This window comes from Clostridium sp. C8, assembly GCF_001010885.1.
Taxonomy (GTDB): Bacteria; Bacillota; Clostridia; order Clostridiales; family Clostridiaceae; genus Clostridium; species Clostridium sartagoforme.
On sequence record NZ_LBMX01000082.1, the window covers coordinates 257,449 to 282,616 of the forward strand.

28 protein-coding genes are annotated in these 25,168 nt (G+C 27.4%); 4 read left to right on the top strand and 24 right to left on the bottom strand.

The window, feature by feature from the left end:
- Positions 1–40: 40 nt before the first annotated feature.
- The 4 genes from AAT22_RS12690 to AAT22_RS12705 all read right to left on the bottom strand — a co-directional run bounded on the left by AAT22_RS12690 (position 41) and on the right by AAT22_RS12705 (position 2,643).
- On the bottom strand, positions 41–688 hold the full coding sequence (locus tag AAT22_RS12690; RefSeq protein WP_047001484.1) for an SIS domain-containing protein: 648 nt from the start codon (positions 686–688) through the stop codon (positions 41–43).
- Position 689: 1 nt separating this feature from the next.
- Positions 690–1,667: an ROK family protein gene (locus AAT22_RS12695; RefSeq protein WP_047001485.1), complete on the bottom strand. Its 978-nt coding sequence runs from the start codon at positions 1,665–1,667 to the stop codon at positions 690–692.
- Between the two features lie 326 nt (positions 1,668–1,993).
- Positions 1,994–2,182: a hypothetical protein gene (locus tag AAT22_RS12700; RefSeq protein WP_047001486.1), complete on the bottom strand. Its 189-nt coding sequence runs from the start codon at positions 2,180–2,182 to the stop codon at positions 1,994–1,996.
- 80 nt (positions 2,183–2,262) lie between these two features.
- Entirely contained in the window at positions 2,263–2,643 is a 381-nt protein-coding gene (locus AAT22_RS12705) for a hypothetical protein (protein WP_047001487.1), read from the bottom strand.
- A gap of 219 nt (positions 2,644–2,862) precedes the next feature.
- Here AAT22_RS12705 and AAT22_RS12710 point away from each other — a divergent pair, with 219 nt between their 5' ends.
- Positions 2,863–3,771, top strand: coding sequence for a biotin--[acetyl-CoA-carboxylase] ligase (locus AAT22_RS12710; RefSeq protein WP_047001488.1), 909 nt, complete (start codon positions 2,863–2,865; stop codon positions 3,769–3,771).
- 110 nt (positions 3,772–3,881) lie between these two features.
- Here the strand turns inward: AAT22_RS12710 and AAT22_RS12715 are convergent, their stop codons facing one another.
- From AAT22_RS12715 to AAT22_RS12745, 7 genes are all read right to left on the bottom strand, one after another.
- Positions 3,882–4,163, bottom strand: coding sequence for a hypothetical protein (locus tag AAT22_RS12715; protein ID WP_047001489.1), 282 nt, complete (start codon positions 4,161–4,163; stop codon positions 3,882–3,884).
- 91 nt (positions 4,164–4,254) lie between these two features.
- A complete protein-coding gene (locus AAT22_RS12720) occupies positions 4,255–4,506 on the bottom strand; it encodes a hypothetical protein (RefSeq protein ID WP_016206672.1) in 252 nt (83 codons plus the stop codon).
- 96 nt (positions 4,507–4,602) lie between these two features.
- The gene (locus tag AAT22_RS12725; protein WP_016206671.1) at positions 4,603–5,073 is read right to left on the bottom strand and encodes a hypothetical protein; all 471 of its coding nucleotides are present in this window, start codon (positions 5,071–5,073) and stop codon (positions 4,603–4,605) included.
- A gap of 219 nt (positions 5,074–5,292) precedes the next feature.
- Entirely contained in the window at positions 5,293–5,724 is a 432-nt protein-coding gene (locus AAT22_RS12730; protein WP_016206668.1) for a VOC family protein, read from the bottom strand.
- Between the two features lie 52 nt (positions 5,725–5,776).
- A complete protein-coding gene (locus AAT22_RS12735; RefSeq protein ID WP_047001490.1) occupies positions 5,777–6,703 on the bottom strand; it encodes a serine hydrolase in 927 nt (308 codons plus the stop codon).
- Between the two features lie 48 nt (positions 6,704–6,751).
- Positions 6,752–7,582 carry a nucleotidyltransferase domain-containing protein gene (locus tag AAT22_RS12740; protein ID WP_047001491.1) on the bottom strand — a complete coding sequence of 277 codons (831 nt, stop codon included), beginning with the start codon at positions 7,580–7,582 and terminating at the stop codon, positions 6,752–6,754.
- Between the two features lie 63 nt (positions 7,583–7,645).
- Entirely contained in the window at positions 7,646–8,167 is a 522-nt protein-coding gene (locus tag AAT22_RS12745; protein ID WP_016206664.1) for a GNAT family N-acetyltransferase, read from the bottom strand.
- A gap of 158 nt (positions 8,168–8,325) precedes the next feature.
- Between AAT22_RS12745 and AAT22_RS12750 the strand changes: the two genes are divergently transcribed.
- Positions 8,326–8,622 carry a YciI family protein gene (locus AAT22_RS12750; RefSeq protein ID WP_016206663.1) on the top strand — a complete coding sequence of 99 codons (297 nt, stop codon included), beginning with the start codon at positions 8,326–8,328 and terminating at the stop codon, positions 8,620–8,622.
- 118 nt (positions 8,623–8,740) lie between these two features.
- Here AAT22_RS12750 and AAT22_RS12755 read toward each other — a convergent pair whose 3' ends face one another.
- The 4 genes from AAT22_RS12755 to AAT22_RS12765 form a co-directional block, all read right to left on the bottom strand.
- Positions 8,741–9,205 (bottom strand): pyridoxamine 5'-phosphate oxidase family protein, encoded by a 465-nt coding sequence (locus tag AAT22_RS12755; RefSeq protein ID WP_047001531.1) that lies wholly within the window; start codon positions 9,203–9,205, stop codon positions 8,741–8,743.
- A gap of 61 nt (positions 9,206–9,266) precedes the next feature.
- A complete protein-coding gene (locus tag AAT22_RS19135; RefSeq protein WP_156174326.1) occupies positions 9,267–9,425 on the bottom strand; it encodes a hypothetical protein in 159 nt (52 codons plus the stop codon).
- 23 nt (positions 9,426–9,448) lie between these two features.
- A complete protein-coding gene (locus AAT22_RS12760; RefSeq protein WP_047001492.1) occupies positions 9,449–9,832 on the bottom strand; it encodes a VOC family protein in 384 nt (127 codons plus the stop codon).
- A gap of 67 nt (positions 9,833–9,899) precedes the next feature.
- A complete protein-coding gene (locus AAT22_RS12765; protein ID WP_047001493.1) occupies positions 9,900–10,493 on the bottom strand; it encodes a GNAT family N-acetyltransferase in 594 nt (197 codons plus the stop codon).
- Between the two features lie 346 nt (positions 10,494–10,839).
- Between AAT22_RS12765 and AAT22_RS12770 the strand changes: the two genes are divergently transcribed.
- Positions 10,840–11,616, top strand: coding sequence for a hypothetical protein (locus tag AAT22_RS12770; RefSeq protein ID WP_047001494.1), 777 nt, complete (start codon positions 10,840–10,842; stop codon positions 11,614–11,616).
- A gap of 139 nt (positions 11,617–11,755) precedes the next feature.
- Here the strand turns inward: AAT22_RS12770 and AAT22_RS12775 are convergent, their stop codons facing one another.
- From AAT22_RS12775 to AAT22_RS12795, 5 genes are all read right to left on the bottom strand, one after another.
- Complete coding sequence (locus AAT22_RS12775; RefSeq protein WP_047001495.1) at positions 11,756–12,439, bottom strand: 5'-methylthioadenosine/adenosylhomocysteine nucleosidase; 684 nt, start codon at positions 12,437–12,439, stop codon at positions 11,756–11,758.
- Between the two features lie 222 nt (positions 12,440–12,661).
- Positions 12,662–15,532: an exo-beta-N-acetylmuramidase NamZ domain-containing protein gene (locus tag AAT22_RS12780; RefSeq protein ID WP_052953961.1), complete on the bottom strand. Its 2,871-nt coding sequence runs from the start codon at positions 15,530–15,532 to the stop codon at positions 12,662–12,664.
- A gap of 442 nt (positions 15,533–15,974) precedes the next feature.
- A complete protein-coding gene (locus AAT22_RS12785; protein ID WP_242849824.1) occupies positions 15,975–17,852 on the bottom strand; it encodes an ABC transporter ATP-binding protein in 1,878 nt (625 codons plus the stop codon).
- A gap of 46 nt (positions 17,853–17,898) precedes the next feature.
- Positions 17,899–19,635 carry an ABC transporter ATP-binding protein gene (locus AAT22_RS12790; protein WP_047001497.1) on the bottom strand — a complete coding sequence of 579 codons (1,737 nt, stop codon included), beginning with the start codon at positions 19,633–19,635 and terminating at the stop codon, positions 17,899–17,901.
- 146 nt (positions 19,636–19,781) lie between these two features.
- A complete protein-coding gene (locus tag AAT22_RS12795; RefSeq protein WP_016206656.1) occupies positions 19,782–20,213 on the bottom strand; it encodes a MarR family transcriptional regulator in 432 nt (143 codons plus the stop codon).
- A 336-nt stretch (positions 20,214–20,549) separates the two neighbouring features.
- Between AAT22_RS12795 and AAT22_RS12800 the strand changes: the two genes are divergently transcribed.
- Complete coding sequence (locus AAT22_RS12800) at positions 20,550–22,532, top strand: methyl-accepting chemotaxis protein (protein ID WP_242849822.1); 1,983 nt, start codon at positions 20,550–20,552, stop codon at positions 22,530–22,532.
- A 119-nt stretch (positions 22,533–22,651) separates the two neighbouring features.
- On the opposite strand, the gene AAT22_RS12805 is transcribed toward AAT22_RS12800, so the two are convergent.
- The 4 genes from AAT22_RS12805 to AAT22_RS19300 all read right to left on the bottom strand — a co-directional run bounded on the left by AAT22_RS12805 (position 22,652) and on the right by AAT22_RS19300 (position 25,166).
- A complete protein-coding gene (locus AAT22_RS12805) occupies positions 22,652–23,527 on the bottom strand; it encodes a PHP domain-containing protein (protein WP_047001498.1) in 876 nt (291 codons plus the stop codon).
- A 108-nt stretch (positions 23,528–23,635) separates the two neighbouring features.
- Positions 23,636–24,511 (bottom strand): methionyl aminopeptidase, encoded by an 876-nt coding sequence (locus tag AAT22_RS12810; protein ID WP_016206653.1) that lies wholly within the window; start codon positions 24,509–24,511, stop codon positions 23,636–23,638.
- Positions 24,512–24,550: 39 nt separating this feature from the next.
- Positions 24,551–24,907 (bottom strand): AraC family transcriptional regulator, encoded by a 357-nt coding sequence (locus tag AAT22_RS12815; RefSeq protein ID WP_047001499.1) that lies wholly within the window; start codon positions 24,905–24,907, stop codon positions 24,551–24,553.
- Between the two features lie 100 nt (positions 24,908–25,007).
- Positions 25,008–25,166, bottom strand: coding sequence for a hypothetical protein (locus AAT22_RS19300; protein WP_016206651.1), 159 nt, complete (start codon positions 25,164–25,166; stop codon positions 25,008–25,010).
- Positions 25,167–25,168: the final 2 nt, after the last annotated feature.

Below are 25,168 nucleotides of genomic sequence, written 5' to 3' on the forward strand. Positions count from 1 at the left end.
TTTATTTATTGTTTTCATAGACTTACAGAACTTTCTTGCATTATAAATCAAATAATTCAGATTCTACATACATGCAAACAAAATGATATACAATTAAATGATATTCTTGAATAAGATAAGTTTCTTTTTCTGGAGCTATAAATGAATAGTCAGATATTTTAGATATTTTTCCTCCATCCCTACCTGTAAATGCTATTGTTTTAGCTCCTATTGCTTTCCCTGTAATCAATGCATTATAAACATTAATTGCATTACCTGAAGTACTAATTCCAATCACTATATCACCACATCTTCCATACCCCATAACTTGCTGAGCATAAGTTAAATCTGGATCTACATCATTATTGAATGCTGATATAAGAGCTGTTTGAGTATTTAAGCTAATTGCTGGTAAAGCTCTTTGTAATTTTTTTGATATATCTTCTCCATATTCACCATAAAGGCTCTTGAATCTTTCAATTAACTTTTTTTCTAAAGGTCTTTGCAATAAAAATCCCTTCATAAGTTCCCCTACTATATGGTCTGAATCTGAGCTACTTCCACCATTACCACATATCAAAACTTGTCCACCATTTTCATAACAGTATGTTATTGCTTCACAAATTTCTAAGATTTCCTTCTTTATAGGAATTAATTGATTATTACGTTTAAAAAAATCTTCTAAATTCTTTTTAGTTCTTGCTTTCATCTTATCCCTCCAAATTTGAATAATATTCTGCTATAACTAAAGCTGCAACATCCCCTACTGATTCAGATAATTTACTTGGCACCACTTGACAAACTTTTCTACTTATAAGAAGGGACTCTTCCTCTATAACTTTATTTGCCCATGGCCAAATTTCTTCATAGCACCTAACAAAAATACTTCCAATAACAATTTTTTCTGGGTTTAATAAATCTATTAAAATTGATAATCCCTTACCTAAATTTATTCCTACTATCTTTAAAATTTTCTTTGCCACTTCATCTCCTTTTTTAGCAAAATTCCCAACCTTCTCAGCTGTTAAGTTTTCTATTTCAGATAAATCAGGACATATGGCTGGTTTATTTCCTCTTTGTAGCTCTTCAAGAATTACACTTTTCGCTAATTGAGCAATACCTCCTCCACTACAAAAACCTTCAAATGAACCTATTTTCCCATAGCCAACAGGACCAAACTCACTAAGTCTTATATGTCCTAATTCTCCAGCCATATCATTTGTGCCTGAATATAACCGGTTATCTAAAATAAGACCTGCTCCAAGGCCTGTACCAAAAGTCATGAAAATCATGTTAGAAGTTCCTCTTCCTGCGCCAAGTTTCCATTCTGCCAAAGCACAAGCATTAGCATCATTACAAAGCCAAGACTTTAACCCTGTTTTTTCTTTAAAATACTTTGTTATATTAATGTTGTCCCATCCTGGTAAATTAGGTGGCGACATTATTATTCCCTTTTTGCCATCTAAAGGCCCTCCACAGCTAATTCCTATTCCCTGTATTTCATCACCACTAGTTAATCCTTTACAAAATAAAATATCTTTAACTAAAGCATCCATCATTTCTTGAGGTAAATATTTTTTTGTCTCCTTAATATTACATTTATAAATGATTTTTACTTCATCTCCGGATATTTCGCCTAAATTAACAGCACATTTTGTTCCACCTATATCAACACCAATTAATAACATAATAGTTATCTCCCTCTCAACATTATTTTGTATTATATCCTTATTTTAACATTACCTCAATTATTCCACTACTTCTCATTTACGTAAAAAAGTTTACATAAATAATCATATTTACTCAATTTTTAAATTTTATACTTTTACATAATAAAAAACTGACTTCCACTTGTGTAAAAATCAGCTTTCTTTAACTCTTTATTTAATTTACTTACACCATTTTTATTCTTTATCATATCATTTTAAAAATAACTTTATTAAGTCATATATAAGGAAAAAGATTTATGTAAAATTAAATTACACAAATCTTTTTTTGCTTTTTACTTAAATTATTAAATTTCATCTTCTACATTTGCTATTGATTTGGAATCTAGCTTATTAAAAATTGTTTCTACAAAGAACCCAATTAGTCCAAATATTGATATCAATATATATGCTCTTTCATCCTTTGATAGAATAAAATTTAGTAGTAATCCAATCATGAATATAATTAAGTATATATTCTTCACTTTCCTTTCCAAAAATAATCTCTCCTTTTATATTAATAGTTAAATTACCATTTCATTTTCTTCTAATTAACAGATGTAAGTCATTAAAATTATTATCCTTGCTTATCATCTATTTTATATATAAAATATGCTTCATCAATTTTTACAGCTATAGCTTTATCTTCTGTTTTTAAGCTATATATTTCTGTTTTTTCTTTTAAAAAAGTTGCATCTCCATTCCTAAACCTATACCTATCATTGGTAACCTTTTCAGAAATATTAAACCTTACTTCTTCTATTTTTTCATCAATTAAATTCCCTTCCACTATTTCTCTTACATAGTCACTATAATATATGCTATTATTTATTTTTATGCAATCAACCCATGAAATTTTTGATGATCCAAATCTATCTAATCTAAATAAATATCCCATTATAATTATACCTATTAAGACAAATATAATTCCTATTGAAAATTTGATTCTTTTATTCAATTTATCTTCTCTCTTTTCAAAAATAGTTTTATTATTATTTACTATTGAAATATATTTAATTATATACCAATTATTGGCTTATATATAAATAATAACATATATATCTTTTGTTTGGATAGTAATAGCTTTATAAAATTATATAAATTTATATTTTAAAAAAAATTTGTGTGTTATAATATTTAATAAAATAAAATTATTAAAACATTATAGGTGATAACAATGAATTTAGATAATAAATCTTTAGAAATTAATAAAGATAATTATATATTTTCTAATAATGAAGATGTCTTATCCTCTGAAATTATAAATAAATATTTAAGTGAAAATAATAATGAAGATGTCTTATCCTCTGAAATTATAAATAAATATTTAAGTGAAAATAATAATGAGTTTAATATAAATGTATATAAAACAATTAATTCTACCAATACAGCAATAAAAGAACTGGCAATTAATGGAGAAAAAGAAGGTGCTGTAATTATTTCGGAAGAGCAAACTGAAGGCCGAGGAAGATTAGGTAGAAGGTTCCATTCACCAAAGGATACAGGAATTTATATGAGTATTCTTTTACGTCCACAGATAAGTGCTTCAATATCATTTCTTATTACTACCGCTGCTGCTGTTGCTGTTGCTGAAGCTATAGAAGCTGTTTCTGATAAGGAAGCTAAAATAAAATGGGTTAATGATATATATTGTGACAATAAAAAGGTATGTGGAATATTAACAGAAGCATCTTTTAATTTTCAAAGTAATACAATTGACTATGCTGTTTTAGGTATTGGTATTAATGTAATGGCACCAAAAGAAGGCTTTGCAAAGGAAATTAAAGATATAGCAACTGGAATTTTTGAAGATTATTCTCATACGTCCATTAATATTAGAAGTAAGCTTATATCTGAAGTTTTAGACCGCTTTTGGGATTATTACAAACATATAGAAGATAGATCTTTTCTGAAATCTTATAAAATGAGATCTCTATTAATTGATAAAGAAGTAACTATATTTTCTAATAAATCTTGTGAAAAAGCCACTGTTCTTGAAATTGATGATGAATGTAGACTTAAAGTCAAAATGGAAGATGGTACTATTAGATTATTATCTTCTGGTGAAGTAAGTATTAAACTATAAAGAGCCTAGGAAATCTAGGCTCTTTGGACAGTATTTAGTTTTGTATGTCTTTTTCCCATGGATTAGGATAAAAAATAAGTTGTAAAAAATTAAACTTACACTCTCTATTATTATCTTTTACCTTTTTGAGTTATTTTGTGTTTTTCTCCTTTATTATCATATGTAATCCATTCACCAATTGGTTCTCCATTTTCAAAGTACCCTGAACGTTTAATTGTACCATCTGGTCGATACCATTCCCAATATCCTTCTGGTTGATTATTTACAATCTTACCTTTAGACCACATAGTAATTCCGTTAGCATGGTATTTAATTGTATAGCCACCAATTACTTCTAATTTCTTTTCTTTAACACCATTAGGATGAATCAGATCACATTTTTCATTATCCATAGACTATACTCCTCTTTTCTTATAAGTTGATAAACACAGCATATTCACTTTTGAATAATAAGTTATTCATATAATTAGCTGCTTCTATATATTAACCTTGCAGGCCATTTTCTTGACGTTCCATGTTTTCAATAACAACATCATATATATCTCCTAAAGAAGCACAATACTCAAGTACCCTCCATGGAGTATTAGTATGAAAATGAACCTTTATCAAATCTTCATCTCCAACTGCAAGTAAACAATCTCCCTCAATATTTTTAGTTATATATTCATTAATTGCATCTTCTGAAAGATTATTCCCCTCAATTAATAATTGAGTATCAAATTTATATTCAAGCATATTTATTCTCCTTTCAAGCTTCAGTTTCCATATTAGTTAAATGAAATCAATTTAACTTAATATTATTCTGAATAGATTATAACATATTTTTTAATTCTATTCTATCTGCTTCAAGTGCTGAAAATGTATCCCTATATGACCAATCCCAAGAATTATTATAGATACAATCATCCAAATTACCTTCCCATATACTCCTAATAACAAAAATGCCATAATAGGAAGAGTTGCTCCAGGAACTGGAATACCATATAAACTACGATAGAAATTTTTCAATGTAGGTTCTCCTGTAAAATACCTAACCCAATATGCCTCATATAAAACCATTAAAATAAATGATAGGATTAGCCAGAGACTCCAAAGAGAAAAAGTAGTAATATTAAAATCTGAAAAAATTAAAGCACAACATGTTACAGCTACTTGTCCAACACGCTCAAATATGAGCAATATTTTGTTTTCATTGCTATAATCATAATTTTCTGGCTGATGCTTTATCCAGATAATATTAGGAATAAATAACATCAATAAATAAACTAATCCTATATATGAAAATCCTATATGTCCTAACATATAATTTCCTCCAAAACTTAACTTATATATTCATATTCAACTCTTTAACATTTTTTATTCTTATTAATTTATCTTCATAGCATAACAGCATATTTTCATATTTATCTCGCTTATCTTCAAAATCTTTTGTCCACTTGAACATATTTTTTAACATTTCAAAGGTAGGATTGTAATTACATTTTTGATATTCTCCAATCAAACTAAATCCAAATAGATAGCTTATAAAATAAGTAACCCATTTTCATCGTATTTAAAATTAGGTCCCCATGCAACTTCCCAATAATAACCATCAAGATCACTAAAATATGCATGATATCCCCCCCAAAATACATCTTGAGGTTCTTTAACTATAGTCGCTCCAGCACTTCTAGCTAACTCAATAACTTTATCAACATCTTCTTTAAATTCTACATTATATGCTAATGTGATACCTGAAAATCCACTATTTATTTTTGGAGGATTTTCTTCATTTATATCCTCAGCTAATAAATCTAAAGGATAAAGCTCAAATTTTGTTCCTGCTGTATCAAAGAACACTACTTTTGGATTGTCTTCTTTTTCATCAGTTTTAAATCCAAGTCCATCTCTATAGAACTTTATCGCTCTTTCCATACTTCTTACCCCTAAACAAATACATGTAATTTTATTCATTCTCAATCTCCTCATATAATATTTTTATAGCCAGTTTTTATTTTTTAAATAATTATAATTTATCTATTAAAGTATTCCATGTAAGTTCTAGAATCCCTGTCATATTCTTGGGCTCATTTGAAACATAAGTTACAACTGCATTCTTATCTGGCAAAATCACTACATAATTACCATATAACCCATCCATACGATATGAACCATTATATGAATTCATCCACATTTGATAGCCATATCCTTGATGATGATCTTCTGTTGCAAACTTTTCATTAAAATCTTTTGTTTGAATCTGAACAGATGTTGCTTGCTCTATATAACTTGAAGGAATAAGTTGATTTCCATTCCATATTCCTTTATTAAGTATTAGCTGCCCAAATCTGGACAACTCATCAGCTGTTAAATACACCCCAGAAAACCCTTGTGGAATTCCCTTTGGGCATGTATCCCATTTAGGTTTCGGTATTTGTAAATATTTAAATACCTTTTCATTTAAGTATTCATCTAATTTACTTCCTGTTGTTATACTTATAATCTTTGAAAGCATATAAGTTGCTGAATTATCATATATAAAACGAGTACCTGGTTTAAATATAATTGGCTCATTAAAAAATAATTGAGATATATCCCACTCCTTATCATCACTCCAGTCAGCTTTCATTACAGGACACTCTCCATGACCACTTCCCATACAAAGCAAATCATGAATAGTAATTTCTTTTAAATATTCATTCATAGGTATCTCTTTTGCCTCAGGAAAAAAATCTATAATCTTATCTGTAAGATTAAGATATCCTTCACTAATTGAAATTCCTACTGCTATTGATGTAAATGTCTTGCTTACAGAATATAAAAGTATTGGCTTTTCTTCTTCAAAATCATATTTTGCAATTATATTTCCATTTTTCCTAACAACAACATTAAGCACGTGAAGGTTTTGATCTTTTACTGATACTATTAAATCTTTTAATATTTCATTATTCATTACATTATTCTCCATTTATAATTCATTTTATATATATTATATAGGCATCTAACATAAAGCTTTCACTTCATTAACAAGTTCCTCAAGTATTTCTACTCCTTTTCTTGTATTACTTTCATTAAAAGAAATTAAAGTAATAAGCTCATCTATTCTTTTCTTATAATTTTGCGGCTTACTTTTAAAAGCATCTATCATTTTTACTGCTTTTTTCTCATTAATACAATACTCATTATTTAAAGCAAATAAAACTTGATTTAAGGAAGAAATACTTCTGAAGCAATGACCACAAACATATGAAATATCATCTTTGTCTATATTTGATTTAGCAAACATTAGAGAAAAAGAGGCTTCAAACATATACCAACCAATTATTGCATTTCTTAAATTTTCTGAATAAGGTATAGTTTTTTCTTTTAATTCGGTAATTTTATTTTTAGGATCATCTAATATCTTACAAATTGCTACTTCTCCCATATACATAGAGTTTAAATAAGCATGTGGATGTCCTGTCTGATAATTTGATGAAATTTTTCCATTTAAACAATCATCAATTACTTTCGATACACGTTTTACATCACGAAATATAAAATCTACATGATATCCTTGAATTACTAGCCATCCTCCTGCATTTACCCAAGGACCCCATTCTCCTAATGAACTAACTAAATTTATTCTATGTTCATCATCTAGCTTTGTAGCAATTTTATCAATTTCACTAACTTTAAACCCCTCTGATTCATTGTAATATATACCGATATCAATATCAGAATCTTGATGGTTTGTACCTCTCGCTCTTGAACCTCCTAAAACTATTCCTACAATACCAGGAATACCTTTAAGTTCGGTAGTTATTTCATCTAAAATTTTTTTAATAATCATATTTATCTCCTATATTTATCTTAAATTAACAAATTGTCATTTATTGTTTATGATTTTATACAACTATTTTTTTATATATTTTGGATTTATTCTTGCCATTACGTATTCATTTTCATATTTACCATTCCTAATAGCTGCAAGGCGTTTAAGCCCTTCCTTTTCAAAGCCTAGTTTTTCATAAAGGTGAATAGCCCTTTTATTATCTTCAAAAACTCCTAATTCAACACGAATCAGCATCAACCAGTTGTCTGCAACATCAAGTAAAGCTTCCATTAATGCAGTTCCAACGCCAATATTTTGATAGTCCTTATGAATCATAATACCTATACTACCACTATGTCGCGTGCGAGGATTTGCATTTATCACTAAACCTGCAGTACCAATAATAATTTCTTCACCATTTTTATCCTCTATTACAGCTACAAATTGGTGATGGTTGCCATCCATATTCATAATAAAATCCTCATTACGTTTTACTCTCTCTGATGGGATGCCAAGTATATTTTCAAACACACCTGGCATACGCCTAAGTAAATTTATTCCTTTTCCATCTCCAATATCTATTGGTCTTATTAAAAACTTCATTCTAACTTGCCCCCTATGCTATTTATTATAAATAAATTTTAAACTCCTCTTAAAATAATTCAATAAGCTTTATAAATTTCAACAAATAATAATTCGTTGTTAGTTATTATTATGATATAATATGTATATTATATTTTATATAAAGGAGGTTAATAAAAGTGAAATATTTCATTATTGAAGGTACATTAAACTCTACTTTAGAAATAGATGAAAGTGTTATGAAGGAACATATAGCTTATTCTCAAAAAGCAATAGAAAGAGGTGTAACATTAATAACAGGACTTAAGGAAAATATGAGTGGCGGAATTTTAATCATGAAAGCTAATTCTATCGAAGAAATCAAAGCTTATTTAAATTCTGATCCACTTAAAATTTCTGGTTCTCAAGAATATAATATTATAGAATTTACTCCTCACTATACTCATCCACAAACTAATGAATGGTTTGATAGATAAATTTAAATAATCAAATGATAATACTAATAGATTAATACATTTTTAAGGGAACTCTTAGATTTCCTTAAAAATGTATATAATTTATAGGTATTATTCATAATAAATCCTATCTATTAAATTATCTTCTTGCCTTTCCAGATATATGATCTATATTTACTTTTATAACTTTAGTTTTTGAACCTGCATTTTTAATATATATTTTACCCTTTTCTATATAATCTGGTGAATATTTATTTATTAATTCCAAAAGAACTACATTTTTTTCATCATCAAAAACTTCTTTTGCACTCCCAAAGATTATTACACTTTCATATTTAGTGCTAAACTTATCTGGCAATACATTTGTTTGTCCAACTACACAAAAAGATACTTTATCATTATTTTTCAAGTTTTCTAACTTATGTCCTTCTAATGCACTATGAAAATATATTGAATCATTTGTATAAATATAACTTAATGGAACCCCATAAGGATATCCATTTTCATTCATCGTAGATAAAACTCCATATTCACACTTTTTTAATAGTTGTATTGCTTCTAACCTATCAATTTTTCTATCACTTCTTCTTATTCCATTAAACATATTAACTCCTTCATAATCCCTTTTAATATAAACTATCACGTTTTATTCACTTATAATTTTTCTAAATATATTGTATTTCCTTATTAATATTATTCTTATCTAACATTTTTCCAAGCCAACAATCTTTATATTCCATATCATCATCAATACAAAAGTTCATTTCAACACAAGTATTATTTTCTAATATATTTTCATTTAAAATTCTTATCAAAGCTTCCAATTAGTCTGTCTCCTTAAATGATTTTAAATTTCTTTTATTCCAAAACCTATCCACCTGCCATCAATATCTTCAATAACAAACTCTTTATTACAATAATCAGTATGTGATAATTTACGAACAATTTTAGCTCCTGAATTTTTTAATTCCTCTTGTAAGATTTCTTGATTATTTGTTATAAAATATGCATCATAACCATATCCATATAGCTTTCTATTTGGAATTACTTCCTGTCCATTTGATTTTGTCAAAATAATCTCAGTAAAATCACGATACAAACAAATATGTGGTTCACTTACATCAAGATATTCTTCCACTCTGAATCCTAGTACCTCTTTATAATAAGCTGCTGTCTTTTTTATATCAGATGTTGGGAAAACACAATGTAACATATATAATATTTCTTTCATAATATCTACCTCCACATGAAACTATTAATCTATAGCTGCTCTATAATAGATGTGTTATAAGGTCATTTTATAATTTTATCATCTTACAACACTTGTCTATAATCTCATTAAATACCCCTTTATCAATATCTTTAATTGATAATAAAGGATTTGGTTCACCATAATATTCATTAACTCTTTTTTCAAACCAAGTAACATCATGCCATTTATCAAATTTATATCCCGTATTATGATAAACTCCTAATTTATTAAATCCAAAATACTCGTGTAATTTTTCACTATTTATATTATTAGATGTAACTACTCCATATATATTTTGAATATTTTGTAGTTTAGATATTTCAATTAAAGCCGTATAAAAAGCTTTTCCTAACCCATAATGTAGATATTTATTATCGATATAAACAGATAACTCAACATTCCATTGATAAGCTGCTCTTTCTTTATGCCTATATGAATATGCATATCCAATTATCTTTTCATCTAAAGTACAAACTAAATAAGGATAATCTTTTGATATTTTTCTAATACGATTTTTAAATTCTTCAATTGCTGGTACTTCATATTCAAAAGTTATTATTGTATCCCTTATATATGGTGCATATATTTGTAAAATTTCTTCTGCATCATTTTCACTAGCGATTCTTATTTTTATATCCATTTTTTATCCTCCCAGTATGCTTCAGTTTTATTTTTATCTTTATTGGTAAAATCTTAACTATTTTATATAAATTACACTTCTTTTTTGGTAATTATATCATAATTATAGATTTAATGTATATCCTTCTTTTGTTATATAATTTCTTCTTATTTATTATATTTAATACTTATTTACGAGTATTTTATTTAGTTGTATTATTTAATTAAAATTTCTTTATTTCAAATCTATAACTAAATAAATTTCTATTTTTTATAAACTTATGTAATGTCTAATTTATGTATAGAATAAATATAATATTTGATATATACTATACATAAAGTAAATATTTGTAAAAGGAGTGTTATAAATGAAATTTGTTAGAGTGATTTCACTATGCATGTTAAGTATATTTTTAATTGGTTGCAATAAATTTCAAAGTAATTATAAACTTGACCAAAAGAATCCTCCTATAATTAAAAATAACAATGAAACTGAGTCCTCAGAGAAAAATAAAAATAATGTAGACATGAAAAATATTATCGAAGATAGAGATAAAATTGAAATTCCTGATAATAGTAAGAATGTTTCTAATCCTGAATTAAGAAATAACACCTTTGTAGATAAATATATACAGGGAATAAATTTAATTAAGGAGTTTTGTAAAAATAATTTCTTAGATTTAAAGTATGTTGAACCTATTGAGGATAGAATCAGTAGATTTGATGGTGAGCATGGTGTTAATCTACTAGAAACTTTATCATCACAAGGTGCAGAGACAATTAAGTATTTTACCGAAAATGAAGTTTTAAATGTTGATCTAAATATTAGTATAACGCAAATAGATCCAAGTTTAAGAACTCCTGAAAACAATACTTTTTCTGATATAATATATAAAGCTTCAATAGAAAATATAGACGAAAACTTTAATTTTAAGGATTCAAAATTAAATGAATTTAGAAACACTTTAGTTGAAATTAATAATTTGAATTATGAAAAGATAGATAGCTATATAGGAGATATGGATTCTAAGAAAATTAAAGACTATATGGTGTTCTTTAATAAAATTGATGATGATAGATACGAAGTTATTAGAATAGAAAATAATAACTGCTATTACAAAATTGTCTATGATCCTAAGCTTTAGGATCATCTTAATAATGAAGAGTTTAATTTTAACTTTAATATCCTTCATAATAAACTAAAAGTGTAGTAACCTTTATAATAAGTTAATATACTTTTAGTTTATATACTATTGCTTTTCTTTATTCCTCCATGCATAAGTATCATATTATTGATAATAGCTTTTTTACAATATCAACAGACTTATTTGCTGCCATTAAACAATTAGATTCAAAAACATCTACACCACTTTCATCTTCAGTATCTGTTATTGACCTTATAGCTATAAAAGGAATTTGATTTACATAACAAACATGCGCAATACTTGCTGTTTCCATATCTACACAAAGCGGATCATACTTAGATATTATTTCACTTCTCCCCTTATCATCTATAAATGCTTCTCCTGTAACTATTTTCCCAAATAATATATTTTGACTAAAAATGTTATCATTAACTATTGTCCTACATAAAGATAATAAATTCTTATCACTTTCAAAATATATAGTTTTCATCCATGGATGATATTCTGTTAATATTTCTTCAGCAACATCGTGATATACTACTTCTCTTGAAATAACTGTATCTCCAATACCTAAGCTTTTATCAATTGCTCCTGCTACTCCAGTTACAATAATATTAGTTATTTGAAACTTATCTATTAAAATTTGAGTTGCAATTGCTGCGTTAACTTTACAAACACCACAATATAGTGCAACAACTTCTATATCAGCATATTTACCAATATAAAATTTTAACATTGCATGATATTCTAATTTCCTATTTGAAATCTCATTAATAAAAGGTCTTATTTCATCTTCTGAAGGTGCTATAATTCCTATTCTCATAAATTCATCTCCCATTTAATAATTAACTTATCCTAATTTATTCATTAATCTTTATATAACTATATAACCCTTTGAGTCAATTGTAAATATATTCCTCATATTTATCAATACTATCATATTATTTAATAGTATATGACTGAAAAAGCTACAAGCTTAAATGAAGTGAACTCCATTTAGTGCTTATAGCTTTTTATTTAGTGCAAATCACCTAATATTCTGATTTTACTTTTTATCTATTACTTTCTTAGATTTATTTTCTAAAATTACTTTCCCCATATATATCATGCATAAGGATATAATTATTAATAACAATGAACCATTCACATTACTACCAGTTTGAGGTAAACTTCCTGAGTTATTATTTGTGTTACCATTATTATCATCTTCATTATCTTTTATAACTGTAACATTTATTTTTTTAGAAGTACTGGCACCCTCGCTATCAGAAACACTGTAGTTAACTATATATTCTCCAGCTTTACTAGTATCTACAGTATTTTCTTCAACCTTTATAGATGCTGTTAAATCTCCATCCTCATCATCATAAGCTGTTACATCCTTTAATGGATTAAAATCTTCATTTAATTTTATTGTTTTATCATTTGCAGTTATAACAGGAACATTATTAATAGGTTCTTCAGGTATATATATTCTATAATTTTCTATTTCTGCTTTAAATTCTTCTGATTCTTTATCAACTATTTCATATAATTCTTCCAATGTATATTTACCTTCTCTTACATAGCTATTTCCTGTTAGCTTATCTATAAAATTAGTACTTAAATATTGAAATTTATCTGGATACATATCTCTAACTGTATATAACATAGCATAACCTGTCTTAACACCATTAAAATTATCTCTATCTGTTACATATAATTGTACTCCACCACAAACTTGATTTTTTCCGGTTGGATAATTTGCAGTATCTAATGCTGAGTACTTTGAAAATTGTGGTGTAAATGAAGCTGCTCTAAATTTCACTCCTGGTAAATTCAAAGAATTTAGTTCATTAGCTAAATCTATAGGATTTATCCATGGCGCTCCTATTAATTCAAATGGCCTTGTTGTTCCTCTTCCTTCTGATACATTGGTTCCTTCAAATACACAAGTTCCTGTATATACTAAAGCTGTATCTAATGTTGGCATATTTGGTGAAGGCATTACCCATGTATCTAATCCTGTTTCATCATAGTACATATCTTGTGACCATCCACTCATTTTAACTACTTTTAAATCACAATTGATATTAAATTTATCATTAATATATTGTGCATATTCACCAACAGTTAATCCATACCTTTGAACTATTGGATACATTCCTACAAAAGAACTAAATTCAGTATCAAGCAAATTACCTTGAACTTCACTAGCTATAGGATTGGGTCTATCAAATACAACAAAAGTTTTATTATTTTCAGCACAAGCTTCCATTGCATATGCTAATGTATTTATATATGTGTAGAATCTAGCTCCTACATCCTGCATATCATAAGCTAATATATCTACATTTTGAAGCATTTCTGTAGTTGGCTTTTTAGTTGTACCATATAAACTATAAACTGGAAGTTTAGTAATATTATCTACCTCATTTCCAACACCATCTCCAGCTTGTGCATATCCTCTAATACCATGCTCTGCTGCAAACAATGCTGTTAAATTAGTCTTTTCGTATAATACATCTATAGAGCTTTTGAAATTACTATCAATACCTGATGGATTAGTTATGAGCCCCACTCTTTTATCTTTGAATATCTCTAAATTATTATCAATATTATCTATACCAAGCTTAGTACTATTGTTATCGTCTTCATTTTTGTTTGATGCTTTGTAAATATAGTACTTTTCTGTTTTAGTCTTAAAATCATTAGATTCATTATCAACTATTGAATATAATTCTTCTAATGTATATTTACCTTCCCTTACATAGCTATTTCCTGTTAGCTTGTCTATAAAGTTAGTACTTAAATATTGAAACTTTTCTGGATACATATCTCTAATTGTATATAACATAGCATAACCTGTCTTTACAGCATTAAATTTATCTCTATCAGTTACATATAATTGTACTCCACCACAAACTTGATTTTTACCTGTTGGGTAATTTGCCTTATCTGCTGCTGAATATTTTGAAAATGTTGGAGTAAATGAAGCTGCTCTAAATTTAACACCAGGTAACCCTAAAGAATTTAGTTCATTACTAAGATTCATTGGGTCAATCCATGGAGCTCCTATTAATTCAAATGGTCTCGTTGTTCCTCTTCCTTCTGATACATTGGTTCCTTCAAAAACACAAGTACCAGTATATACTATTGAAGTAGTTAGTGTAGGCATGTTTGGTGAAGGCATTACCCATGTATCTAATCCTGTTTCATCATAATACATATCACGAGTCCAGCCTTCCATTTCTACAACTTCAAGTTTACAATTAATATTAAATTCTTCATTTATGAATTTTGCATATTCTCCTACTGTCATCCCATATCTTTGAACTATAGGATACATTCCTACAAATGAACTATAATCAATATTAAGTAAATTTCCTTGAACCTCACCTCCAATTGGATTTGGTCTATCAAACACAACAAAAGTTTTGTCATTTTCAGCACAAGCTTCCATTGCATATGCTAGTGTATTTATATATGTGTAAAATCTTGCTCCTACATCTTGCATATCATATGCTAATATATCAACGTTTTGAAGCATTTCTGCAGTTGGTTTTTTAGTTGCTCCATATAAACTATGAACTGGAAGTTTAGTAACTTCATCAACTTCATTCCCTACACTATCTCCAGCTTGTGCATTACCTCTTATTCCATGTTCAGCGGCAAATAATGTTGTTAAATTTGTTTTTTCATATAATACATCTATTGAACTTGTAAAATTACTATCAACACCAGATGGATTTGTTATTAATCCTACTTTTTTTCCTTCAAAAATATCTAAATTCTTATCTAAATTGTCTATACCTAATTTTACTTGTACATTACTACTTGCATTTACAGTTTTTATTTCTTTATCTTGAAATAATACTGTAGAAATTAAAAATCCACATGTAATTATTCCAAGTTTTCTTTTTAACTTTAAATTCATTAAATTATCCCCCTATTTAATAATAATTTTTCAGCAATTAATAAAAAATGTATGATAATCCTCCATGCTAAGTTTTAAAAAGTCCAACAATATAAACTTTTGTACATAATAATATAAATAGGTATAATAAATACCAAATCTTTTATCATAGGTATTTCTAACTAACATTTTTTATAATATATAATTATTAAAATAATTTTCCCCCTCTCTTTTTTAATTTTTGAATTGTCTCTATTAATAATTAAAAATACGCCTTATAAAACCTTTTAAAGATAGTATCATAGCTAACTTATAGTAACAACACTACATTTACATTTATTACCATTGTAACATTTTAGAAATTAAGTTTCAACACTTTAACTTTTAAATATTATTCTATTTCACTTTTTTAATATTTAAAATAAAAAATCCCAAGTACATAAAATACTTGAGATTTTTATATTTATTGCAGCTCAAAAGCTCCTGTATAGAGTTGATAGTATTTTCCTTTTTGCTGTATTAAATCATCATGATTTCCACGCTCTATTATTCTTCCTTGTTCAAGAACCATAATTACATCTGAGTTCTTAACTGTAGAAAGTCTATGAGCAATAACAAATACTGTTCTACCATGCATAAGTTTATCCATACCCTCTTGAACTATTGCTTCAGTTCTTGTATCTATACTTGAAGTAGCTTCATCCAAAATTAATACTGGAGGATCGGCAATAGCAGCTCTAGCAATTGCTAAAAGTTGTCTTTGTCCTTGTGATAAATTTGCTCCATCTCCTGTTATCAGCGTGTCATATCCTTGTGATAAATGTTTAATAAATGTATCTGCATTAGCTAACTTTGCAGCTGCAAATACTTCCTCATCAGTTGCATCTAACTTACCATATCTAATGTTATCTGCTATTGTTCCTGTAAATAGATGAGTATCTTGAAGTACTATTCCTAGTGATCTTCTTAAATCATCTTTTTTAATTTTATTAATGTTGATTCCATCATATCTGATTTTACCATCTTGTATATCATAGAATCTATTAATTAAATTAGTTATTGTAGTTTTTCCTGCACCAGTTGCTCCAACGAAAGCTACCTTTTGACCTGGCTTCGCAAATAGTTTTATATTATGAAGAATTATCTTTTTATCATCATATCCAAAGTCTACATCATCAAATACCATATCTCCTAGCATTCTTTTGTAAGTAATTGTACCATCGCTATGAGGATGCTTCCATGCCCATATACCAGTACGTTCTTTTACTTCTTCTAACTCTCCATTTGGTTTTACTTTAGCATTAACTAATGTTACATATCCGTCATCAGTTTCATGATCTTCATCTAGAAGTTCAAAAATTCTTTCTGCTCCTGCAAGCGCCATAATTACAGAGTTAAATTGTTGTGACATTTGTCCTATTGGCTGATTTAAATTTCTAGTAAGTTGTAAAAATGACGCAAGTGCACCTAAAGTAAATCCTCCAACACCGCCTATGGCTAAAAGACCTCCCACAACTGCAGTAAGAACATAATTTATATAACTTAAGTTACCCATTATAGGCATTAATATATTTGCAAAAGTATTAGCTTTATAAGCACTATCGCATAAATCATCATTTAATTTATCGAAATTTATCTTAGATTCATCTTCATGACAAAAAACTTTAATAACCTTTTGTCCTTCCATCATTTCTTCTATAAATCCATTAACTTTTCCTAAATCCTTTTGTTGTTTTCCAAAGTAAAGTGAACTTTTACCTCCAATGGTTTTTATAACTTTAAACATTACGAAAATCATTACTAGTGCAACAAATGTAAGAGGAATACTTAAAATTATCATTGAAATAAATACACTAACTACAGTTATTATTGATGATATTAATTGTGGTAAGCTTTGACTTATCATTTGCCTTAGTGTATCTGTATCATTAGTATACAAACTCATTATTTCTCCATGAGAATGAGTATCAAAATATTTTATTGGTAAACTTTCCATATGCTCAAACATATCATCTCTAATTTTCTTAAGACTTCCTTGAGCTACAACTATCATAATTCTATTATATATATAAGTTGATAATGTTCCTATATAGTATATTACCGCCATCATTCCTATTGTTTTTAGTAATGGCATGAAATTAGGACTTGATTGTCCTAAAAATGGTGTAATATAATCATCTATTAAAGTTTTGAGAAATAATGTACTTGCTACAGTTGCAAGTGAACTAATTAATATACAAATTATAACTATTAAAAACTTTAGTTTATATTCCTTGAAGACATATTCCAAAAGCCTGCTTAATGTCTTCATGGGATTTTTACTTCCTTTTCTAGCTGACATTTTTCCTGGTGCTCCTGGGCCATTACTTCTTACTTTTTGTACATTATTAGGCTTCATCTTCACCAGCTCCTTTCACTTGACAATCATATACTTCTTTGTATATTTCATTTGTTCTTAATAGTTCTTCATGAGTTCCAATTCCATCAATTTTACCATCGTTTAATACTATTATTTTATCTGCATCTTCAACTGAAGAAATACGTTGTGCAATAATTATTTTGGTAGTATGTGGAATTGATTGCTTGAATGACTTTCTAATTAGTGCATCAGTCTTTGTGTCTACAGCACTTGTTGAATCATCTAAAATTAGTATTTTAGGTTTCTTAAGTAATGCCCTTGCAATACATAATCTTTGCTTTTGCCCACCTGACACATTTGTTCCACCTTGTTCAATATAAGTATCATATTTATCTGGGAAATTTTCTATAAATTCACTAGCTTGTGCAGCATTACACGCCTGCACTATTTCTTCATCAGTAGCATCTTTATTACCCCATCTTAAGTTTTCATTTATTGTTCCTGAGAAAAGCACATTCTTTTGAAGAACCATTGAAACTTCATTTCTTAATGTTTCAATATCATAATCTCTAACATCTAATCCACCAATTTTTAATGATCCACTTGTTACATCATAAAGTCTTGGAATAAGTTGTACAAATGTTGACTTTGCACTTCCTGTTCCACCTATGATTCCAATAGTTTCTCCTGATTTAATTTTTAAGTTTATATTTTCTAAATTTAAATTATCTTCTTTTTTCCCATAGCTAAAATTAACATTATCAAATTCAATAGAACCATCTTTAACTTCATATATAGGATTTTCAGAGTTTTTCAAATCACTTTCTTCTTCTAATACTTCAACAATTCTTTCTGCTGATGATTTTGCCATTGTAACCATAACAAAAACCATTGATATCATCATAAGACTCATTAAAATGTTACCAGCATATGTGAATAAACTCATAAGTTCCCCAGTTTTCATATCGCTTGATACTATCATCTTTGCACCAAACCAAGAAAATAATAAGATAATTGTATACATAGTAAATTGCATTATAGGTGCATTTAAAATTATTATTTTTTCTGCCTTTATAAACATGTTATATAAGTTTTGTGAAGCCTTATGAAACTTATCTATTTCATGATCTTCTCTTACATAAGCTTTTACTACACGAATACCTGTTAAGTTTTCCTGTACACTTGCATTTAAATCATCATATTTTCTAAAAACCTTTTTGAAAATAGGATGAGCATTTGAAATTACAAAATATAAAGAAATTCCAAGAAATATAATTGCTCCTAAGAATATTAATGCCATTCTTGAATTAATATAAAAACTCATTACCATCGCAGCTATAAGCATAAATGGCGCTCTTGCAAATGTTCTAATAATCATTAAGTATGCATTTTGTACGTTTGTTACGTCCGTAGTTAATCTTGTTACTAATCCTGCTGTTGAATATTTGTCTATATTGGAAAAGGAGTAATCTTGTATTTTATAAAACATTCCTTTTCTTAAATTTTTTGCAAATCCTGTAGATGCCTTAGCTCCAGTTTTTCCAGCTAAAGCTCCAAATGTCAGAGATACAAAAGCCATAACTAGCATAATTACTCCAAGTATAGTTACATATTTCATATCTCCCTTCTCTACCCCATTATCAATAATCATAGCCATTAAAACAGGAATAATTACTTCAAGTATTACTTCAATTGCAATAAAAGCAGGAGTTAAGATAGAATCCTTTTTATACTCCCTAATATAACTAGATAATTTTTTAATCATACTATTCCTCCCTTTGTTAGATTTCTAACTTTAAAATTAAAAAAATTACTTTATTTTATTAGTTTCCCACCTATAACAATAAAATTCTCTATTTTAAATATTTACTTTTGTTAGGTTTCTAACTAAATACAATTAAAAAAATTGCATTACTCTGCAATATTTTTAGTTAACTTTTCCAATATTTCATTAAACAATTCAAGCTCCTCTTCTTTTAAAGAATTAAAAATTATAGATTCTACAATTTCTATTTCTTTATGTACAGATTTATGAACTTCTATTCCTTTATCAGTTAAAATAATCTTTTTAAGCCTTGCATCTTCACAAACACTTATTCTTTTAATAAGCCCATTTTTTTCCATCAAAGAAAGTACACTTGTTACCGAAGAACGTCTAATATCAAATTCTTCTTCGATTGTTTTTTGAAAAATATCTCTTTTAGGTGCTTGATGAGATATAAACCCCAGAATTTTTGCTTGCATACTGCTTATCCCATATTCTAGTGATACTTTTCCTATTCTTCTTTTAATTTTATGAGACAAAATATTTATTTTTCTTCCGATATGTTTTACTTCACTCATTAATTACACCTACACTTTTGTTAGACTTCTAACTAATTATATAACTATTTAATCTACTTGTCAATTTATTGATTTAATTTCTAAAATATATTTACATAAATAATCTGAATTTCATATCAAATAATGTTTTATATTGTAGTAATTTGAAAATAAAAATGCTAAAATATAAGTGGTATTTTTTATTCTTTGGAATTTAATTAAAATTTCAATTTAATTTTAATTATTATTCAAATATATAATTAATTTTTGGGGGATATCATGAAATTTAAAGGTAAAAACATTAAAAGTAGCAAAGTAAAAATGTTATTATTACTACTTCCTGTAATTATTATTTAAATGCTTGCATTAGGATCAATGAGTTATTTAACTTCAAAACAAATAATAAATAAAGAAATTGAATTAAATATGAATAATGAACTTGATAAAAAACTACAGGAAATTGAAAAAAGTTTAGAAAGACATAAGAAAATATCTGAGAGCTTAGCTAAGGTTGCTCAATCTTCATATTCATCTTTAACTAAAGATAATTTGTCTAGTATATTAGTAAATTTAATAGAAACTAATGATGAAACCTTTGGTGCAGGAATATGGTTTGAACCATTTAAGTATAATAAAGAAATTGAATTCTTTGGACCTTATGCTTATAAAGATAATGGAAAAGCTATATACTCAGATCAATATACTAATACTAATTTTACATTAGATGATTGGTACACATTGGGAAAAGCTACAAATGAAAAGGTTGTTTGGACATCTCCTTATTATGATCCCGTTACTGATGTATCTATGTTAACTTGTACAACTCCATTTTATGATTCAAATAATAAATTTATTGGAGTTTCTACAGCTGATATAAATTTAACTACTCTGCAAAATAACATCAAGAATATGAAGGTTGGAAACAATGGTAGAGCATTCTTAATTGATAAAGATGGATTGTATATTGCTGATGCAGATGAATCTAAGATAATGAAAACAAATATAAAAGATGATGAAAATTCTACACTTGCTGATTTAGGAAAGAAAATTTTATCTGAAAAAAGTGGTCAAGGAACCTTTAGTGATGATTATGGTATTGAAAAAGTATATTATAAGGCTATAGATGAAACTAATTGGACTATTGCTATATCCATTCCAGAAAGTGAAATTTATTTAGAAGTAAGTTCTCTTATGAATAAAATTGGTGTAATAATTTTAATATCAATTTTATTGGTAGTTATAGTTATTGTATTATTTGCAAATTATATAGGAAAAATTTTAAAGAAAGTTAATAATTTTGCTATGAAAATGGCAAATGGAGATTTAACAGATCAACTTGATATAGAAAGTAATGATGAATTCGGACAAATGAGTAATCATTTAAATAAAATGTCAAAAAGTATTCATTCTATTATAGAATCTGTAATAGAGAATGCAGAAAATATAAGTGCTTCTTCTGAAGAGCTTTCTGCAACTGTTGAAGAACTTTCTGCCAAAACTATAACAATTAATGAAGCTGTTAATACTATAGCAAGTAGTATGCAAGAATCTAGTGCTACTACTGAAGAAATAAGTGCATCTATTCAAGAAGTAGATTCTAGTATAAACATTCTATCTTCTAAGTCTATGGATGGAAGCAATAATGCTAGTAAAGCTAAAGATAGGGCTAGTGTAGCTAAAGAGATTAGTAAAAAAGCTAAAAAAACAACTAAAGATTTATATATTCAAAAAGAATCTAATATGAATAACTTAATTAAAGAGAGTTCTGTAATAGATACTATTAGGGTAATGGCTGAAACCATATCTTCTATCTCTGAGCAAACTAATCTACTAGCACTAAATGCTGCTATTGAAGCTGCAAGAGCTGGAGAACAGGGAAAAGGATTTGCTGTTGTTGCTGAAGAAGTTAGGAAACTTGCTGAACAGTCTTCTTCGGCTGTAGTAGAAATACAAAATACTATAGAATCAGTAAAACAGGTATTTATTAAAAGTATAGATACTGGTAATGATTTATTAAAATTTATTAATATAGACATAATGAAAAACTATGAAGAATATGAGCAAACAGGAAATCAATATTATAATGACTCTGACTTCGTAAGTAATATGTCAGATGAAATTGCTGCAATGTCAGAAGAAATTACTGCTACTGTTGGACAAGTAACTGAAGCAATTCAAAATATGGCTGAATCTTCACAAGAATCTACTGAAAATGCCGATACTATAAAAGAAAATATGAATGAAACAACAAAAGCAATAGAACAAGTGGCTCAAACAGCACAAAGTCAAGCTGAGCTTGCTCAAAAATTAACTGAAATAATACAACAATTTAAGATATAGATATAAATTTTATATTTACTTTATCTAATAGATAAGTAATATATTAATTAACATTTATTAAACCAATGAGGTCAATATTATCTTAAAATATTAATAGGAGAAACGAATTATTGTTTCTCCTATTTTAATATTTTATCTATTGAAATATCTCTAGGCTCAAATTTAAACCTTCCAATTTCTATATTAGGCTTTGTCTTTCCATGAAAATCACTTCCACAAGTTATTATCATATTATTTTTTATAGCCTTAGTATAAAAATATTCAATTTGCTCTTTTGTATGATAACTACTAAAAACCTCTATTCCTTCTATTCCTTCTTCTATTAAATTATCTATTAAATCTAACTTGTCTTTTAAATTATTCCCTGGATGTGCTATTACTGCTTTTCCTCCATTCTTATGGATTAATCTAATGGCTTCTTTTAAACTTATAAATTTTATTGGCACATATGCTGGCTTTCCTTGTGCAAAATAATCCCAATAAAAATTTACATAAGGCATATCACTCCTATTTCCACCTTCTAAATAAGGTTTTAATATTAATGATTTTCTATTTTCACTATCTTCTAATAAGATTTCTGCTATTAATTCTCCTGTAACAACTCCATTTGATGATCTTTTAATAACTTCATCTTCAAAAATATTTAAATTTGTATATTCTTTTATTAATCTTATTTTTTCTTTTGAAGCCCTTTTTTCTTGACTTAAAATATCTTCTTCAATATTATAGAAATCCTTTGACTTATAATCTATATTATATCCAAGCAAATGTAAATTTCTATTATTAAATGTGCAATCTATTTCTATTCCTGGTATAACTGTTATATTTTTATTCTTACTATAGCTTAAAGCACGGTCTACTGCTCTTACTGAATTATGATCACTTATAGAAATTATTTCAACATTATTTTTTATAGCTCTATCAATAATTTCTTCTGGAGTCAATTCTCCATCATCACTAAAACATGAATGCATATGCAAATCTATTTTACTCATATCCTTCTCCTTGTAAATATCTATATTTTATTATAATTCCATCTATATTATACAATTATTTTATTATAATTAATTTTCAAATATAGATAATTTTACTCTTATGTTTAATTAATATGCTAAAATTTCATATCCATCATCTGTTACCAGTACAGTTACTTCCCATTGTGCAGATGGCATAGAATCTGCTGTATATATTGTCCACTCATTCTCCTGGTCTAAAAACACTTCACTAGTCCCCATATTCAACATAGGTTCAATTGTAAATATCATTCCTGGAATCATAAGCATTTCAGTTTTAGGTTTTGATATATAGCTTATCCAAGGATCTTCATGAAGTTCTAACCCAACTCCATGTCCCCCAATTTCCTCTACAACTGAGTATCCATTTTTCAGTGCATATTGATGCACTGCATATCCCATATCACCTAAAAATCTCCAGGGCTTGACTTGCTCTAAGCCTTTTTCAATACACTCCTTAGCTATTTTAACAAGATTCTTTTTTTCTTCACTTACTTCACCAATACAAAACATCCTTGATGAATCTGAATAATAACCTTTATAAATAGTAGATATATCTACATTAATAATATCTCCATCCTTTAATTTATCTAGCTCTGAAGGTATTCCATGGCATACTTGACTATTAATAGATGTACATGAACTTTTAGGATATCCTTCATATCCTAATGTTGCTGGAATCCCTCCCAATTCTATAGTCTTGGAATGTACAAGTTTATCTATCTCTTCTGTTGACATTCCCACACATATTTTATTTGAAATATAGTCTAATATAGCAATATTAACTTTTCCACTTTCTCTTATACCATCAATTTGCTCTTTTGTCTTAATAATTTTTCTTGATGGTACAATATGACCTTGCATTTTAAAATTAATTATCTTCTTATCAAAATCTTCATGGCAGAATTTATATTTCTTTTGGCTACCACACCAACATAAATCATTTCTCCCTATTTTATTAAGCATATTTTTACCTCTTCTTTAAAATTAGGAGTAATTTAAGTATTAAGTTATCTTAGCTTTTTCAAACAATAAAATTTCAGATGATTGACGTCTATAATTATTTGGTGTATATCCATATGCCTTAACAAAAGCCCTTGTAAATGCTTCCTGGGAAGAAAAACCATATTCTACAGCGATATCTAATACTCTACGTTTTGTATTTTTAATATCTACTGCTGCTAAACTTATCTTTCTATTTGCAATATACTTTTTAAACGTTACACCAACATACTCATGAAATTTTTCTGAACAATAAAAAGAAGAGTACCCAACATAATTAGACATTTGTTCTAAAGTTGGATTTTCTTTTATATTTTCTTCTATCCAATCAACCATATTTTCTATAGTTTTTACTGACAACTTTATCACTCCTTAATTAAATGTTATCATTTTTGAATACATAAAACTTGATATAACTTGTAATAATATCTTACTAAATAGAATTTATTTTTTATTATGGCTATTTCTTAACATAATTAATTATCTCGTCAATATTTTTTCTTCTTGTAAAATCAACTGGCCTATCATAGCATGCTAACATGCCCTTCTCATCTGAAGTTAATTCTTTTTTCATCTTTATTTTAATTTTTAGTAACGTCATTAGATCTTGGCTATCCATAC

What these genes read in the sequence shown, in the direction of transcription:
- AAT22_RS12760 (WP_047001492.1), bottom strand. Translation starts at nt 9,832, where the DNA reads ATGAAAGAAATATTATATATGTTACATTGTGTTTTCCCAACATCTGAT.
- AAT22_RS12795 (WP_016206656.1), bottom strand. Translation starts at nt 20,213, where the DNA reads ATGAGTGAAGTAAAACATATCGGAAGAAAAATAAATATTTTGTCTCAT.
- AAT22_RS12710 (WP_047001488.1), top strand. Translation starts at nt 2,863, where the DNA reads ATGAATTTAGATAATAAATCTTTAGAAATTAATAAAGATAATTATATA.
- AAT22_RS12725 (WP_016206671.1), bottom strand. Translation starts at nt 5,073, where the DNA reads ATGTTAGGACATATAGGATTTTCATATATAGGATTAGTTTATTTATTG.
- AAT22_RS12765 (WP_047001493.1), bottom strand. Translation starts at nt 10,493, where the DNA reads ATGGATATAAAAATAAGAATCGCTAGTGAAAATGATGCAGAAGAAATT.
- AAT22_RS12775 (WP_047001495.1), bottom strand. Translation starts at nt 12,439, where the DNA reads ATGAGAATAGGAATTATAGCACCTTCAGAAGATGAAATAAGACCTTTT.
- AAT22_RS12690 (WP_047001484.1), bottom strand. Translation starts at nt 688, where the DNA reads ATGAAAGCAAGAACTAAAAAGAATTTAGAAGATTTTTTTAAACGTAAT.
- AAT22_RS12715 (WP_047001489.1), bottom strand. Translation starts at nt 4,163, where the DNA reads ATGGATAATGAAAAATGTGATCTGATTCATCCTAATGGTGTTAAAGAA.
- AAT22_RS12755 (WP_047001531.1), bottom strand. Translation starts at nt 9,205, where the DNA reads ATGTTTAATGGAATAAGAAGAAGTGATAGAAAAATTGATAGGTTAGAA.
- AAT22_RS12730 (WP_016206668.1), bottom strand. Translation starts at nt 5,724, where the DNA reads ATGAATAAAATTACATGTATTTGTTTAGGGGTAAGAAGTATGGAAAGA.
- AAT22_RS12770 (WP_047001494.1), top strand. Translation starts at nt 10,840, where the DNA reads ATGAAATTTGTTAGAGTGATTTCACTATGCATGTTAAGTATATTTTTA.
- AAT22_RS12800 (WP_242849822.1), top strand. Translation starts at nt 20,550, where the DNA reads ATGCTTGCATTAGGATCAATGAGTTATTTAACTTCAAAACAAATAATA.
- AAT22_RS19300 (WP_016206651.1), bottom strand. Translation starts at nt 25,166, where the DNA reads ATGGATAGCCAAGATCTAATGACGTTACTAAAAATTAAAATAAAGATG.
- AAT22_RS12785 (WP_242849824.1), bottom strand. Translation starts at nt 17,852, where the DNA reads ATGTCAGCTAGAAAAGGAAGTAAAAATCCCATGAAGACATTAAGCAGG.
- AAT22_RS12805 (WP_047001498.1), bottom strand. Translation starts at nt 23,527, where the DNA reads ATGAGTAAAATAGATTTGCATATGCATTCATGTTTTAGTGATGATGGA.
- AAT22_RS12780 (WP_052953961.1), bottom strand. Translation starts at nt 15,532, where the DNA reads ATGAATTTAAAGTTAAAAAGAAAACTTGGAATAATTACATGTGGATTT.
- AAT22_RS12740 (WP_047001491.1), bottom strand. Translation starts at nt 7,582, where the DNA reads ATGATTATTAAAAAAATTTTAGATGAAATAACTACCGAACTTAAAGGT.
- AAT22_RS12735 (WP_047001490.1), bottom strand. Translation starts at nt 6,703, where the DNA reads ATGAATAATGAAATATTAAAAGATTTAATAGTATCAGTAAAAGATCAA.
- AAT22_RS12810 (WP_016206653.1), bottom strand. Translation starts at nt 24,511, where the DNA reads ATGCTTAATAAAATAGGGAGAAATGATTTATGTTGGTGTGGTAGCCAA.
- AAT22_RS12745 (WP_016206664.1), bottom strand. Translation starts at nt 8,167, where the DNA reads ATGAAGTTTTTAATAAGACCAATAGATATTGGAGATGGAAAAGGAATA.
- AAT22_RS12695 (WP_047001485.1), bottom strand. Translation starts at nt 1,667, where the DNA reads ATGTTATTAATTGGTGTTGATATAGGTGGAACAAAATGTGCTGTTAAT.
- AAT22_RS12720 (WP_016206672.1), bottom strand. Translation starts at nt 4,506, where the DNA reads ATGCTTGAATATAAATTTGATACTCAATTATTAATTGAGGGGAATAAT.
- AAT22_RS12790 (WP_047001497.1), bottom strand. Translation starts at nt 19,635, where the DNA reads ATGATTAAAAAATTATCTAGTTATATTAGGGAGTATAAAAAGGATTCT.